The organism is Paenibacillus ihumii (genome assembly GCF_001403875.1).
GTDB classification, from domain to species: domain Bacteria; phylum Bacillota; class Bacilli; order Paenibacillales; family Paenibacillaceae; genus Fontibacillus; species Fontibacillus ihumii.
In genome coordinates this window covers 2,281,508-2,296,314 of sequence record NZ_LN884299.1, presented here as the reverse complement: position 1 = coordinate 2,296,314, position 14,807 = coordinate 2,281,508, and the positions used below count along the sequence as shown (strand labels likewise).

Here is a 14,807-nt window from a genome sequence, read left to right as displayed (position 1 = left end):
ATAGAGATCCAAGCTGCTTTTTCACGTTCATTCCCCATCGTTATGAATTGCCAGTCTGATCTTTATTAGCAGTCCGCTTATACGCGAGGAGGAACAGGGTGCCGCCGAACACCGCCAGTGCCATAAAAATCAGCATCATATTGCTGTAAAGCGAGGCCGCTTGCATCGTTACAGTTCCGATCCAACGAGCGTTTAGCCACGGCCTGGTCAGCAGCCCGCCTACACTGGCAATACCAATGCCTTCCGCCAGGAAGCAGGCAAAGTTAAGCATGCCCATCCCGGAGCCCGCCTCATCCGGCTCCAGTGTTTTGGCGACACCGGCGGATACGATGGTCTTCACGAACGAGAGTCCGCCAAACGTCAGGATCATCGAGACTGCAATCAACCAAGGTCCCCGATCCAAATAGAAGAGTATGATCAAGAAACCGGCTGCAATCATGGCGAGACCGGACAGCATCGTTATGATATGACCCCGCCGGTCAGCGAGTATCCCTCCGAGCATTCCGAACAGGATGACACTAAGCGTGCCGGGGAATAGAATCGAACCTCCAATGAGGCTGGTCGGCATATGGTATACGGCCTTCATCAGATAAGGTACCATGGCAATGAATCCGGCGACTGTACCGAGAAGCAAAGCACCCGTAAGCACCCCGGCGACATACGCTTTTTTCCGAAACAGAAACGGTTCCAGAAACGGTTGCTGGCTTCGGCGGATATGAAAGGCGAGAAGCACGAACAGAGCCAGACTTGCAGCCAGGTAAACCCAATGGTACAGCGTCGTGAACAGAGCAAACATCAGAATGCCGATGGACAGCAGAACTGCCCCGGTCATATCAAACGCTTTTCTTTTCGATTTTTCGTCAGGAAGTATCCTTAACACGAAAGGTAGAGCCAGCAGCGACACCAACGGCAGCGCAAATAATACAGACCAATGTATATAACCGGAAATCGCGCCTCCAACAACGGGACCCAGCCCTTCGCCAAAGGCAACGACGGACCCGATCAGGCCAAATGCTCTTCCTTGTTGTCCTGGGTCAACTACTTTGACGATCATTACCATAATTAGGGATGGGACGGCCGAAGCGCCTACACCTTGAAAAAAACGAGCGGTCAGCATGCCCGGATACCAGGCATGGCACAGCAGGCCAATTACCGAGCCAAAGCCATAGGTCAGCATGCCGAATAGCAGCAGCTTCTTCATGCCGATATGGTCGGATATCTTCCCATATACCGCTACGCCAATCGCAAAGGAAAGCGAGAAGCATGTATTCGTCCAATTGGCCGCAGATGGCGTAATGCCAAAATAATTTGAAATATCCGGTAATGAAACAGTGAACATGGTTTCGTTCATTACGCTGAAAAAGGTTAAAACACCGAGCCACAGAATAAATCGCGATGCTTGAACTTTATTGTAGTGCTGCACTTGCATGTAACCCCTTTAGTTAAGGGGAACCGCAGTTTATAGGGTCAATGATGCGTATTCCCCTAAATGATGTACCCTTGCATAATGGCATTGCCGCATATTAAAACGCCTCCAAATCTAAGGATTGAGAAAAAATACCAAGCCATTATAGCATATCCCCTCCGAAAAGTGTACGCGGCATTTGAAAGCACTCAAGGTTTATTTTCGACATTGTTCACAAGAGAGTATGCTACTAAACTACTACCGCTAGCGCTTGATATGGTATCATGATAGGAAGCAGTAATAGTCAAATACATCAGATGGATTACGAATATCTCTTGAGAATGGATGGAGCTAACATATGAAGTATCGCAACATGGAAGAATGTGTCGTTGATTTGGAGAGGCACGGACATTTGGTCCGGATTCGCGAGGAGGTAGGCCCTTATTTGGAGATGGCTGCAATTCATTTGCGCGTCTTTGAGGCAGGGGGGCCAGCATTATTATTCGAAAATATTAAGGGTACGAAATATCGTGCCGTGTCTAATCTCTTCGGGACCATTGAACGGAGCAAGTTTATTTTTCGCAGCACATGGGAGGCAGCCGAGAGCGTGATCGCTTTGCGCAATGATCCGATGAAAGCTCTGAGGAAGCCTCTTCGAAGCATAAGCACGGGCTTGGCCGCGTTGACCGCGCTGCCGATGAAGAAGCGGGGCGGGGTGCTTGCGAACATGGAGGAGATCCAAATCTCCGATTTGCCGCAAATCCAGCATTGGCCAATGGACGGAGGCGCGTTCATCACGCTGCCGCAGGTGTATACGGAGGATCCGGACAAGCCGGGCATCATGAATTCCAATCTGGGGATGTACCGCGTACAGCTTAGCGGCAATGAATACGAGATGAATCAGGAAGTCGGTATGCATTACCAAATCCATCGCGGGATCGGCATCCACCAGGATAAGGCGAATAAGAAGGGGATGCCGCTGAAGGTCAGCTGCTTCGTCGGCGGTCCGCCTGCGCATTCCTTAGCCGCCGTCATGCCTCTTCCCGAGGGGATGAGCGAGCTGATGATCGCCGGGCTGCTCTCCGGGCGGCGTTTTCGCTATGGCTATGCGGACGGGTATTGCATCAGCCAGGATGCCGATTTCGTCATCACGGGCGAAATACACCCCGGCGAGACGAAGCCGGAGGGCCCTTTTGGCGACCATCTGGGCTATTACAGCCTGATTCACCCGTTCCCGGTGATGAAGATACATAAAGTGTATGCCAAGCCGAATGCAATTTGGCCGTTTACGGTCGTTGGCCGGCCGCCGCAGGAGGATACGGCGTTTGGCGAGCTGATCCACGAGCTGACGGGAGATGCCGTCAAGCTGGAGGTTCCGGGCGTGAAGGAGGTTCAGGCGGTCGATGCCGCGGGCGTGCATCCTCTGCTGTTCGCGATCGGCAGCGAGCGGTATACGCCGTATCAGGAGGTTAAACGGCCGGCAGAGCTGCTTACCATTGCCAATCATATTCTCGGAACGAATCAGCTGAGCCTGGCCAAATACTTGTTTATCACCGCCGAAGAGAAGCAGCCGCTCAGCACGTACCGGGAAGTCGAGTTCCTGAGCTATATCCTAGAGCGCATCGATTTGCATCGGGATATTCATTTCCATACGAATACGACGATCGATACGCTTGATTATTCCGGAACAGGGCTGAATACCGGAAGCAAGGTTGTGTTTGCCGCATACGGCGAGAAGAAGAGGGAACTATGCACAGAGGTGCCGGACAGCCTCAAAGAGATCCGGGGCTATGAAGCTGTGCGCTTCATCATGCCAGGCATCGTCGCTATGCAGGGACCGGCGTTTCAGGACTACGCCAGCGCGAATCGGGAGCTGGAGGAGCTAAGCAAGGCCATCGCTGCAAGAGGGGAGCTATTGTCCTGCCCAATGATTATTCTCTGTGACGACAGCGAGTTTCTGAGTGCATCGCTTAACAATTTCCTGTGGGTCACCTTTACGCGCAGCAACCCTTCTCATGATATTTATGGTGTAAACAGCTATTACGACAACAAGCATTGGGCCTGCGACAACGTCATTATTGATGCCCGCTGCAAGCCCCATCAAGCGCCGCCGCTCATTCCTGATCCGGCGGTGGAGAAGAGCATCGAGCGTCTCTTTGTTAAAGGAGCGAGTCTTGGCGGGATGAAGATAGGATAGGGCGGAATTAAAGCTAGAATAGAAGAATAGATTTCATCCTCTGGCCGAAGCAGCACCAGGTGAACCGAAAAGCTCCTATCTCTTGAAGAGACGGGAGCTATTTTTATAAATATATGTTTGCTGCCTGGTGAATATCCAGTTCATAGAAAATAGCGTGAATATAATACTAGAAATATACAAGATTGCTAGGGAGGTATAACGAAATGAGACAATCAGGATTGCACCGGCCCTATGATCTCATCATGAGCCTTGGTTATAACTGCATGGTTGCTTACCAGTTGAAGAGACTAACGCTCCGCAATTTTTCCGGCCCTATTGATTGGGTAATCTCCGAGAATACGGATCAACTTATTCGCTTGCTGGATCGTCGCTTTCACGGGTATATGGATGAACCCAACCTAACTATTCTGGGAACGCATAATGGTTTTTATTCAGTCATGGATACGGAATACCAAATGTATTCCTTTCATGATTTTCCGATCCTTACTGAACAGCCGATGATTACAAATTACGCTGAGTTTAAAGAAAAAAGGGATCGAAGAATCAGCAACTTTTTGAGTTTAGCCGCCCACAGTCAATCTTCGTTGTTTGTACGTGAGCGCTGCACCCGTGAAGAGGCCATACGATTAAAAGAGAGCTTGTCCTCCATGGTAAGCGGAAATCCGCAGCTTCTAATTATTAACTATACGAATGGAAGCAGCATGGTAGATCATGATTGGCCGGACGAGGGCATTTGCTGTGTCAGTGTGAATCTTGATGTACCTGATGAGAACCTGCGGGATTCATACTGGAATGATGCCTTTCGAGGTGTGACTTTGATTCGCTAATAGCGGATCGTTCGCCCTCCCTGACTGAAAGTCAAAATTATGCACATGAAGGTCAAAAATAGCCCCTATTAGTAATATACTGCACTTCTTATTATAAGCTTAAGAGAATTAGGTTTGAAAGGAGCTGCAACAATGTGGAATAGGGCGATAGAGGATGCGGTAAGTAAAGTCAGGGCGAATATGGAGCGGTTCGGAACAAGATTCCCGCATGTAAGTACGGGCGGCGTCTATCAATTGAATGATAACGACGATTGGACGAATGGCTTCTGGAGCGGCATGCTCTGGCTGTGCTATGAATACACGGGAGATGAGGCTTTCCGTCAGAAAGCCGTGGAGACGGTTAAGGATTTTCGCCGCCGCTTCGAGGCTAGGACCGTATTGGACCATCATGACATCGGCTTTCTGTATTCCTTGTCCTCAAAGGCGCAATGGATCGTTGAAAAAGAGGAGAGCGCCCGGCAGCTGACGCTGCAGGCTGCGGATTTGCTGCTGAAGCGCTGGCGTCCGGCCGGGGGCTATATTCAGGCCTGGGGTCCGGAGGGAGATCCGAAGGAGGCAGGCCGGATTATTATCGACTGCCTTATGAATCTGCCGCTTCTGTTCTGGGCGGAGCAGCAGACGGGAGACCCGAAATATCGCGAGGTTGCGATCGCTCAGGCTGATAAAACAAGACGTTATATCGTTCGTGGGGACGATAGCTCTTATCATACATTCTTCTTCGATCCAAGCAGCGGAGAGCCCATTGGAGGCGCTACACATCAAGGCTATACGAACGGATCCACCTGGACGCGGGGACAAGCATGGGGAGTATACGGGTTCGCGCTGGCCTATCGTTATACAGGGGACCCCTTATATCTGGAAACCTCCAGGCGGATGGCGCATTATTTCCTTAAGCATTTGCCGGAGGATCACGTCGCTTATTGGGACTTCAATGCTCCGGTAGACGGTGACACCTACCGCGACAGCTCGGCCTCCGCTATCGTTGCCGCCGGTCTGCTGGAATTGCTCGAGCATCTGGGCGAGCAGGACCCGGACCGGGATTGCTTCAAGCAGGGACTTGCCGAATCCTTGACCTCTTTGGTGGAGAATTACTCCACGATGGGAGAGGATGCCGAGGGACTCTTGAAGCGCGGTTCCTATTTCGTACGGGGCGGACTATCGCCGGATGATTATATGATCTGGGGCGACTATTACTATTTGGAAGCGTTGATGCGTCTGGAGAAAGGACTTAGGGGATACTGGTATGAACGTTAATGGTACAGAGGGCGCCGACGTGAACACTGCTCATCTAAACGCCGCTGACCTGAACGCTTCCGGCCTGAGCGCCCCTGGCAAGGACAAGGCGCCGTTGCTCTTTTCGCTCCTGAATTTGCAGGCTCCTGAATTGGCTGATGTGGCTGAGGCGGTCAGGCAGAATCGCAAGGATGAGGCGCTGCTTGCACTGCATCGCTATTATAGAGAGCGCCAAGTGCCTGGCTGCCGATGGACAACAGAGGAGACGGCACAAATTGCCGAATATGTAAAAAAGCACTGCGCAGATGAAGTGGCGGCGGTCATGAGAACGGCGGATGAGGTCGTCGGTCAGACATTTCTGTTCCAGTTCCCGTGGGACATGGAACGAACACAGGTTCCGGTAACGTTCGAAGAGGCGATCGACTGGCACTATATTCCTGATATTGACCCGGAATGGGCCTATATGCTGAATCGTCACCGATACTGGGTTGCCCTCGGTCAAGCCTATGCCATGACCGGAGATGATAAATACGCGGCAGCGTTCTGCCGCCAGCTCGAGGCCTGGATCGACAGCAACCCGGTGCCGGAGGCGCCGACAGGCGACAACCTGGCCTGGCGTACCATCGAGGCCGGGCTGCGCGGCAGCAACTGGATCAAGACGCTGCGCTACGTCTGGGATTGCCCGCAGCTTACACCCGCCTTGCTGGCGAAGCTGCTCGCATCGCTGGCTGAGCATGCTCAGTATCTGGCCGCTGCATTTACAAGCTGGAAGAAAATTAGCAATTGGGGCGTGCTGGAGACCAGTGGGCTGCTCCAGATCGCCCTGTTCTTTCCGGAATTTGCAGCTGCCGGGCAGTGGCGCAGCCTCGCTGAACAGAGGCTGAAGGAGACGGCGCAAATCCAGGTGATGGCCGACGGAATACACTGGGAGCAATCGCCGACCTATCACCACGAGGTGATGAGCTGTTATCTCGATTGCATTTATTTTGCCGAAATTAATAGACTGAAGCTGGATGAAGGCTTCTGCGGCAAAGTATGCGAGATGGCGCTGGCTTCCCTGTATTGGGCCAAGCCGAATCACAGACAGCCTATGTTTGGCGACAGCGACGATAATGACGTCCGTTCGCTGCTGACCTTTGCGGCTGCATTGTTCAAGGATGAGACGCTGCGCTTCGGGGCCAATCTGCGAATGGACTATGACAGCGCCTGGCTGCTCGGAATCGAAGGAATTCGCAGCTATGATAGGCTGGCATCTGCTGAGCCGCAGGAGGTGTCCCATGGCTTCATCCATTCCGGGCACTATGTCATGCGCTCAGGCTGGAGTGAGCGGGATTTATACATGTATTTTCACTGCGGGCCGTTGGGCGGAGGACATGGACATGCGGATCTGCTGCATATCGATCTGTATGCATATGGGAAGGAATTTTTGACGGATTTAGGCAGGTACAATTATAGTGACCATACGCCGCTCAGAAAGGCATTAAAAGAAAGTGCAGCGCATAATACAACAACCGTCGATGGCCTTGGATTTACAGAAATCGCGGATACCTGGTCCTATCACCGCATCGCCGGGCCGTTAGGCAGCAAATGGATCAGCCGGCCAGCCTATGACTATGTCGAAGGCAGCCATGACGGCTATCTTCAATTGGACGATCCGGTGCTTGCGGACCGCAGAATTATTTTTATTAAGCCGTATTACTGGCTTCTGGTCGACCGCTTCCGCAGCAAAGATGCGCATGTGTTCAGACAGCATTTTCATTTTGTCCCAGGGGTTATCGATCTTGAGGAGGGCTCGCTCGTCTGCCTCACGAACCACAAAGATGAAGCCAATCTGCTGATTATCCCGGTGTTTGGCACGGAGGAGAACGGCCATGGGCTGAGCGCTGAAATTACTGAGGGGGTTCTTTCCCGCGAATACAATTTGCTAGAGTCTAATCATCAAGTAACCTATTCACGAAGCGGCAGTGGGCTGACAACTATGATGCAGGTGCTGTACCCGCTGCGCCCTGGGATGGCGGATCGACCGGAAGTCTCCAAGATCCCCGTATTCCGCCATACGGGCGAACAGGTGGATGATGAGCAGGCAGAGGCTTGCCGCATTGCACATCCTGAGCTGGACGGCGAGCATATTCTAGTTGTCAGCCACAGGGCTCCATCCGGCCAATTTGATTCCTATGTCGTGGATGGCGTGCAGATATTTGGCGAAGTGGTGCTTATATCCGGTACAGCAGAAGAGAGGACAATCACTGTAATCAATTAACAAATGCTTAAGGGATGACAACCTGCTAGAATTAAAAATAATAGTACGAGAGAGGCGCGGAAGTGCATGTTCAAACTAACCTACTATAAACGAATTCAGCTGTCATTCCTTTTGCTTATTTTTATTCCGCTCATCGCAGTGTCGACCGTATCCTTTCTGTTGATCCGAAGCTCGATGGTGGAGAAGCTGCAGTTAAGCAATGAGAATTTCCTGAACGTCATGACTGAAGAAATGAACAAGACCGTGGATGACGTAACGTTTGCTTCGCATTTTATTGTAAACGATACCAATGTCCGGGCGAACTTGAAGTCTTTTGCTGACACGAAACGGCTCGAAAACTTCACTGACTATGTGCTGTTTACGCAGATCCAGGATTTATTCAACCTTATTAACAGTAAGCCGCTGAACCATAATATCCGCATGTATCTCGTAAACCGCGAGCATTTTGTCATCTCTTCCGGAACGGAGGATTTGACCGGGATCAGAACCACGGTAGAGCAGCTCATGAAGCGCGTTGATCTGAATGAGCCTCAGAAGCTGCAATGGCTTGGCATGGCTGACAGCGGAGCAGGCAGCAAAAAAAGCTATTATATTGCCAGAGTGATTTATGACGGCAGCGAGAAGCAGCATGTATCCGTGCTGCTCGTCTCCATCGGGGAGGCTTATTTCAAGAAGCAGCTCCGTCCTATAGAGTTCGGCAAGGTCGCTTTGTTTGACGCTTCCGGGGAACTGATCGCCGGCAATGAAGAATTGACGCTGGATCCAACGGACTCCAAAGGGAGCGTCAGAACGGTCCGTAATATATCCAAGTCAAGCTGGAAGCTCGTATATGAGGCATCGGCAAAGGATTGGTCGGGGCAAATTTCCCGGACCTTCTATTTTGGACTGATTGGAGTCATCCTGCTGTTCCTCGTCTTCTCCGCGACCTCGATGCTGATCGCCAAAAGACTGCACAGCCCGATTCATAAGCTGCAGCGAGTGGTTCGTCAATTCGGAACGGGGAATCTGGATGCAAGGCTTGAGGTCAAGGGCAGGGATGATATCGCAGAGCTTGGCCAGACGCTGAATACGATGCTGGATCAGCTGCAGCAGCTGATCTATGATGTCGAGCAGGAGCAGGAACAGAAGCGGGTCATGGAATTGGAAGCATTGTTTATGCAGATTCGTCCGCATTTTCTGATCAACACGCTCAATTCTATCAAATGCAGCTTGATCCTTACGCATGACAAGCTGCACAGCGGAATCATCGATTCGCTGATGAACCTGCTCCGGGCCTATCTGAAGGTCAATGAACCGACCAGCCTGGAGGAAGAATGCAAGCTTCTTCTTCACTATGTTGATATTATGAGAATCCGCAATGAAATCCCGCTGAAGCTTGAAATGGATCTGGATCCTGCGACGAAAAAACTCATTGTTCCCAAGCTCATTTTGCAGCCGCTGGTAGAGAATGCGATCGTGCATGGATTGGTAGATCATCCATCGCCAATCATTACGGTCCGCTCGCGGCGGGAGGCCGGCGGAATCCTCATTGAGGTTGAGGATAATGGTATCGGTATAGAAGAAGATACGCTGGGGCGGCTTAACCGAAGATTGATGTTTGAGGATGATCATGACGGCTCCTATCAAAGAGTCGGGTTGATCAATGTCCTTCAGAGGCTGAGGCTGACCTACGGAGAGGGAGCCGCCATGTCGATGAACAACCGCCTGCAGGGCGGCATCTCCGCATCTCTGTATTTGCCTTTAGGCGCTAACCATGATTTTCTACCAGGAGGGAATGAATAGATGTACAGGGTCATGCTTATCGACGACGATGTTCCCATGCTTAAAGTGCTGCAGCAAATGATAGACTGGGAGGGGAATCATCTGCAAATTGTCGGCTCCACCTATTCAAGCGTGAAAGCGATGCATATGTTTGAAGAGGTGCAGCCGGATATCCTAATTACGGATATTGGCCTGCCGCAAAAGAACGGGATTGAGCTTGCCAGCATGTTCACCTCCATGAAGCCGGATATTCGCGTGATCTTTCTGACCTGCCACGAAGATTTTCATTTCGCGCAGCAAGCGCTCAAGCTTAAGGCGGACGACTATTTGATCAAGGATCAGCTTACTCCGGAGCAGTTGGAGAAGAGCCTGGAGAAATCGGTAACGATATTGAAATCCCGGACAGGTCTGATTCGCTGGAAGACATCGAACTATAACAGCCAGCTATTTCGTCAGGATCTGTTAAAAAGAGTGATTGACAGAGCCCCGTCCGAGATGACGATGGCTTATGCCTCGCAAATCGGGATCTCCTGGAATTACCCGTGGTTTCTGCTGGGAATCATCAACGTTCAGTTCTCCAGCTTCGATAAACGCTATAAGCAGAGTGAATATTCGCTGATTATGTACGCTATTTATAATATAGCCTTGGAGCTGTCCGAATCGTATGAAGGGGTTACGCCCTTTTTGGAGAAGGACCATATTACGATTCTGTACAATTTCCGGATGAATCTGGCTCAGAATGCGGTTCTGCATTTCAACAATTTTCTAGAGCAGCTGCGTTCCCAATGTGCGCATTTTCTTAAGATTGAGCCTAGTATAGTCACGGTTACGGAGAAGATGGAGCTGGATTCTATCGGCTCAGTCTATCAGCAAATTCAGCAGCACAAGATCGAGTTCTATGAAGGCTCCGACTACGCTGTAACCGATGCTTCCCGGAATGCTGCGCTGATGTTCCAGCCGGCTCCCCAAGGCTTCCTCAGCAGCTGCATCTCGCAATTGGAGCAGGCTGTGATCAAGCATGATTTGGATACGATCCGCAGCACGCTGCTTGAAATCGCAGATCATGCCCGGGAATTGATGCTTGAGCCGGGGGATTTCGCCCGGGAGCTGTCCTTTATGATGCGGGGCATTGAGCTGATGTTCTCGAATCTGAAGTTTGAGGAGGATTTGTTCCATTACCTGACATTGTCGCGAACGTTAAGCGATTCCATGGAACTGGTGGAAAGAAAGCTGATTCAGATCATGGAGAGCAGGGACGTTCAGGGATCGAATGCGACACAGGAGCCGAAGCTCCAGGTGATCCAGCAGTATATCGAGCAGCATCTCGCGGACAACATCACTTCGATCGATATGGCACGTTATCTGTATTTGAACCCGAGCTACTTCTCCCGCTATTTCAAGCGGATGACCGGGGTTACCTTCACGGATTACGTGCATCAATACAAGATGAAGCTGGCGACGAGAATGCTGAAGATGTCCAATCAGAATCTGGAATCGATGGCGATCGGGCTCGGGTACTCGGACAGAACCTATTTTTCCAAAGTATTCAAGAAATATGTCGGATTAACGCCAAGCGAATATAAGGCAAAGCATTCGGCGCGCAAATGAACATAGGGCTTAGGCTGAAGAAAGCGAGCAAATTGAATGGACAATTTGTTACGCTTTTTTTTTGCAAGCTGGGGGAAGAGGGCATGTTCTCCCTAAAATAAGAAGGTCAAAATTATGCACGCGGCTGGTCATAATCACTCCTATATCCTGTCTCCCGATGTATTACTATAATGACAACTTATTAATTTGTAGAGGTGATATAACGTGGAGGCAGTAAAACAACCTGTACCAGGCACCCACAGAAAACCACGGAAGAAATTTTTGACTCCTCACCGGAAGGATGCCCTGATCGGCTGGCTCTTCCTAGCTCCGGAAATTATCGGTATGTTATTTCTTAACGTATTCGCGCTTGGATTTTCTTTATACCTGAGTTTATCGAAATGGGATTTGTTGTCCGGGGTGCAAGGGATCGAATTTATCGGGCTTGACAACTATTTGAAGCTGTTCCAGGACCCGACGATCATTCAAGCTGTGAAGAACAATGTGTTCTACATGATTATGACGGTTCCGATTCCGATTGCGATCGCTCTGGTCATGGCCGTGCTGATTCATAACAGCGTCTTCTTCAAAGATTATTTTAAGGTAGCGTTCTTCATTCCGTATATTTCCTCGATTATCGCGGTTGCAGCGGTATGGAGCGCATTGTTCCACCCTTCGCTTGGACCGATTAACCAGTTCTTGATGGATCTCGGACTTTCCAGTCCTCCGAAATGGCTGGTTGATCCGAAGACTTCACTCTTGTCCATCGCTATTATCAGCTCGTGGGCGAGCCTCGGTTATACGATTATCATCTATATGGCCGGACTGACGAACATTTCCAATGAAATTTATGAAGCGGCGGAAATAGACGGGGCAGGTCCTTTGAAGAAGTTCTTCTCCATTACGGTGCCGATGCTGCGCTCCACCACCTTCTTCCTGCTGATCACGATGCTGATCGGATCGTTTAAAGTGTTCGATATTATCGCTTACTTGACGGAGGGCGGACCGAACAATTCATCGACGGTGCTGGTCTACCGGATTTATGAGGAAGGCTTCAAATACTACAATATGGGCTACGCTTCCGCCATTTCCTGGCTGCTGTTCGCGATCATCGGTCTGCTTACGGCGCTGACCTGGAAAATGAGAAACGAAGACTAGGGGGAATATCAAAATGCAGCTAATTCGTAAAAACATGTCAAAAGCGATAATCACCGTCTTCATGGGCGCCTTGTCCGTCGTGTTTCTCATACCGCTCATCTGGATGGTCTCGGCAGCATTTAAATATGAGAAGGATGTTATGCGCTTCCCGATCCAATGGATTCCCGAGAAGATTAATGTAGCGTATAATTTCAAAATGGTCTGGATGGGAAAGGTTCCATTCTATGAGTTCTACTTCAACTCATTCAAGATTGCGATTATTACCACTTGTATTACGCTGATAATTTCATCCATGGCGGCTTATTCGCTGACGAAGATCAATTTTAGAGGGCGCAATCTTGTGTTCCTGGCGCTCTTGTCCTTCATGATTATTCCGGATCAGGCAACGCTGATTCCGCGTTTCTTGCTAATTCGCTGGTTTGGCCTTTACAATACACATGCAGCGATTATCTTGATGAGCATGTTTTCCATCTATTTCACTTTCCTGCTGCGGCAATTTATGGCCGGAGTCAGCGATGAATTTATAGAGGCGGCGAGAATTGACGGGGCAGGGCATTTTAGAATTTTTACTTCGATCATGGTTCCGCTCTGTAAGCCGGTGTTAGCAACCGTAGCTATCATTAAATTTATCTGGACCTGGAATGATTATCAGAATCCCCTGATCTTCCTGCTGGATAAAGATCTGTATACTATTCCGCTCGGGATGACGCTGTTCCGCGACGACTTCACGAACAACTATGCGATTATGATGACGGCGGCCGTATCGGCGATTATTCCATTGCTGATCATATTCATCGCGCTGCAGAAGCAGGTCATAAACGGTATTGCACTGGGAGGCGTAAAAGGCTGATTTCTAAATCGGAGCAAGCGTTATCATAAAAGTCAAAAATGTATTCCTAGAACATCAAAATTTTGCACTTGACCTTTATGGTGACCGCCTATAATGAGACATGTACAAGCACTACACTAAAATTTCAGTGCAGGGGGAAGTAAGATGACACATAAGCGTAAAAAAAGATTTTCCATCATTCTCGGCACGATCCTTGCCATCAGCCTGCTGATCAGCGGATGCGGCAAATCCGGAAATTCCGGATCTGAAGGAAACGCATCGGGCGGCTCGTCCGATAAGCCGGTTACCATCAAGTATTACAACTGGGATAACGATGCTCAAGCCGTGGGAACCGATGCTATGCTGAAGGAATTTATGGATCAAAATCCGAATATCAAGGTCGAGCATGTCATTCTCGTACCTGGGGATTCCGTGGAAATGATGAAGAAGCTCGATTTCCTTATTTCTTCCGGGGAAGCGATTGACGTTGTACAGCTGCCAAGCTTGGGAGCTGCTCTCGAGCGCGCTACCCGCGGGGCGCTTGCGCCGCTGAACGAGTTCTATGAGCAGGAAGGCGTCGTACCTGAGGATGAGTACTATGTTAACACGAAGGTAGACGGCAAATATTATGGGATGCAGTACACCAAGAGCATCAACTACGTCATGCTGAACAAGGATGCGCTCGATGAAGCTGGACTGGAAATCCCTAAATTCGGCTGGACCTGGGATGATTACCGTGAATATGCCAAGAAGCTGACGAAGGGCGAAGGCGTGGACAAACGCTACGGTTCTTACTTCCATACTTGGGAGCTGTATATGAATGCCCCTGCCCAGACGATGATGAAGGATCCGTTCGTATATGATGACGGTACGACGATTCTGTCTGACCCATCGTATAAATATTTCTTCCAATTGCGCAAAGACATGGAAGAGGTTGACAAGTCGGCTAAAACCTACGCAGATGTTCTTGCAGCAAAGCTTAACTATCGTACTGAGTTCTTCAATGAAGATGCCGCAATGATTCTTACGGGCAACTTCACGATTCCGGATCCAGGCAATACGGAGCAATATCCGCATACGTTCAAGACGGCGTTCGCGCCAGTACCGGTGCCTCCGAAGGGGGCAGAGCCTAAAGGCTACGAAGGCAAATATTTCACCAGCGGTTCGCAAATCGCTATGGGTTCTACTTCGGAGAACAAGGAAGCTGCCTATAAGCTGATGAGATTCATGACGACTGCGGATTCGGAGAACAGACAAGAATTCTCCGGATATAAGAAGGCCAACAACGAAGAGCTGCTGACAAGACTGGTGGCCGGCAAGGAAGAGATGTATGATATTGAATCGCTTAAATATACGCTGTTCAGCGAAGATATCCAATTCCTGGATGCTGCAGAAGTAATGACAACTGCAACTTCAGAAATCACCAAGGTAATCAACAACGGCTTTAGCAAGTTTATGCTAAGCAATGAGCCGATTGATGAAGTGCAGCAATGGATGGTTGATGAAGCCACGAAGATCATCAACGAGAAAGGTGTCATCAAGTAACAGGA

Annotated in this window: 10 protein-coding genes; 9 read left to right on the top strand and 1 reads right to left on the bottom strand. The window is 49.9% G+C overall.

What is annotated here, in order from left to right:
- Positions 1 to 40: 40 nt before the first annotated feature.
- The gene (locus tag BN2762_RS17750; RefSeq protein WP_055108232.1) at positions 41 to 1,429 is read right to left on the bottom strand and encodes an MFS transporter; all 1,389 of its coding nucleotides are present in this window, start codon (positions 1,427 to 1,429) and stop codon (positions 41 to 43) included.
- Positions 1,430 to 1,763: 334 nt separating this feature from the next.
- On the opposite strand from BN2762_RS17750, the gene BN2762_RS17745 reads away from it, so the two are divergent.
- The 9 genes from BN2762_RS17745 to BN2762_RS17705 all read left to right on the top strand — a co-directional run bounded on the left by BN2762_RS17745 (position 1,764) and on the right by BN2762_RS17705 (position 14,802).
- The gene (locus BN2762_RS17745; protein ID WP_055108231.1) at positions 1,764 to 3,602 is read left to right on the top strand and encodes a UbiD family decarboxylase; all 1,839 of its coding nucleotides are present in this window, start codon (positions 1,764 to 1,766) and stop codon (positions 3,600 to 3,602) included.
- 203 nt (positions 3,603 to 3,805) lie between these two features.
- On the top strand, positions 3,806 to 4,429 hold the full coding sequence (locus BN2762_RS17740) for a DUF1796 family putative cysteine peptidase (RefSeq protein WP_055108230.1): 624 nt from the start codon (positions 3,806 to 3,808) through the stop codon (positions 4,427 to 4,429).
- 132 nt (positions 4,430 to 4,561) lie between these two features.
- Entirely contained in the window at positions 4,562 to 5,683 is a 1,122-nt protein-coding gene (locus tag BN2762_RS17735; protein WP_055108229.1) for a glycoside hydrolase family 88 protein, read from the top strand.
- Positions 5,673 to 7,922, top strand: coding sequence for an alginate lyase family protein (locus tag BN2762_RS17730; RefSeq protein ID WP_083484999.1), 2,250 nt, complete (start codon positions 5,673 to 5,675; stop codon positions 7,920 to 7,922). Before BN2762_RS17735 ends, BN2762_RS17730 begins: the two co-directional genes overlap by 11 nt.
- Before the next feature lie 66 nt (positions 7,923 to 7,988).
- Positions 7,989 to 9,704 carry a sensor histidine kinase gene (locus BN2762_RS17725; RefSeq protein ID WP_055108228.1) on the top strand — a complete coding sequence of 572 codons (1,716 nt, stop codon included), beginning with the start codon at positions 7,989 to 7,991 and terminating at the stop codon, positions 9,702 to 9,704.
- Positions 9,705 to 11,291, top strand: a complete 1,587-nt coding sequence (locus BN2762_RS17720; RefSeq protein ID WP_055108227.1) for a response regulator transcription factor — start codon at positions 9,705 to 9,707, stop codon at positions 11,289 to 11,291.
- A 204-nt stretch (positions 11,292 to 11,495) separates the two neighbouring features.
- Positions 11,496 to 12,428, top strand: coding sequence for a carbohydrate ABC transporter permease (locus BN2762_RS17715; RefSeq protein WP_055108226.1), 933 nt, complete (start codon positions 11,496 to 11,498; stop codon positions 12,426 to 12,428).
- A gap of 13 nt (positions 12,429 to 12,441) precedes the next feature.
- On the top strand, positions 12,442 to 13,278 hold the full coding sequence (locus BN2762_RS17710; RefSeq protein WP_055108225.1) for a carbohydrate ABC transporter permease: 837 nt from the start codon (positions 12,442 to 12,444) through the stop codon (positions 13,276 to 13,278).
- Between the two features lie 144 nt (positions 13,279 to 13,422).
- Complete coding sequence (locus BN2762_RS17705) at positions 13,423 to 14,802, top strand: ABC transporter substrate-binding protein (RefSeq protein ID WP_055108224.1); 1,380 nt, start codon at positions 13,423 to 13,425, stop codon at positions 14,800 to 14,802.
- Positions 14,803 to 14,807 lie beyond the last annotated feature (5 nt).

Coding starts and splice junctions, on each gene's coding strand:
- BN2762_RS17705 (WP_055108224.1), top strand. CDS start 13,423: ATGACACATAAGCGTAAAAAAAGATTTTCCATCATTCTCGGCACGATC.
- BN2762_RS17745 (WP_055108231.1), top strand. CDS start 1,764: ATGAAGTATCGCAACATGGAAGAATGTGTCGTTGATTTGGAGAGGCAC.
- BN2762_RS17735 (WP_055108229.1), top strand. CDS start 4,562: ATGTGGAATAGGGCGATAGAGGATGCGGTAAGTAAAGTCAGGGCGAAT.
- BN2762_RS17710 (WP_055108225.1), top strand. CDS start 12,442: ATGCAGCTAATTCGTAAAAACATGTCAAAAGCGATAATCACCGTCTTC.
- BN2762_RS17750 (WP_055108232.1), bottom strand. CDS start 1,429: ATGCAAGTGCAGCACTACAATAAAGTTCAAGCATCGCGATTTATTCTG.
- BN2762_RS17730 (WP_083484999.1), top strand. CDS start 5,673: ATGAACGTTAATGGTACAGAGGGCGCCGACGTGAACACTGCTCATCTA.
- BN2762_RS17720 (WP_055108227.1), top strand. CDS start 9,705: ATGTACAGGGTCATGCTTATCGACGACGATGTTCCCATGCTTAAAGTG.
- BN2762_RS17740 (WP_055108230.1), top strand. CDS start 3,806: ATGAGACAATCAGGATTGCACCGGCCCTATGATCTCATCATGAGCCTT.
- BN2762_RS17725 (WP_055108228.1), top strand. CDS start 7,989: ATGTTCAAACTAACCTACTATAAACGAATTCAGCTGTCATTCCTTTTG.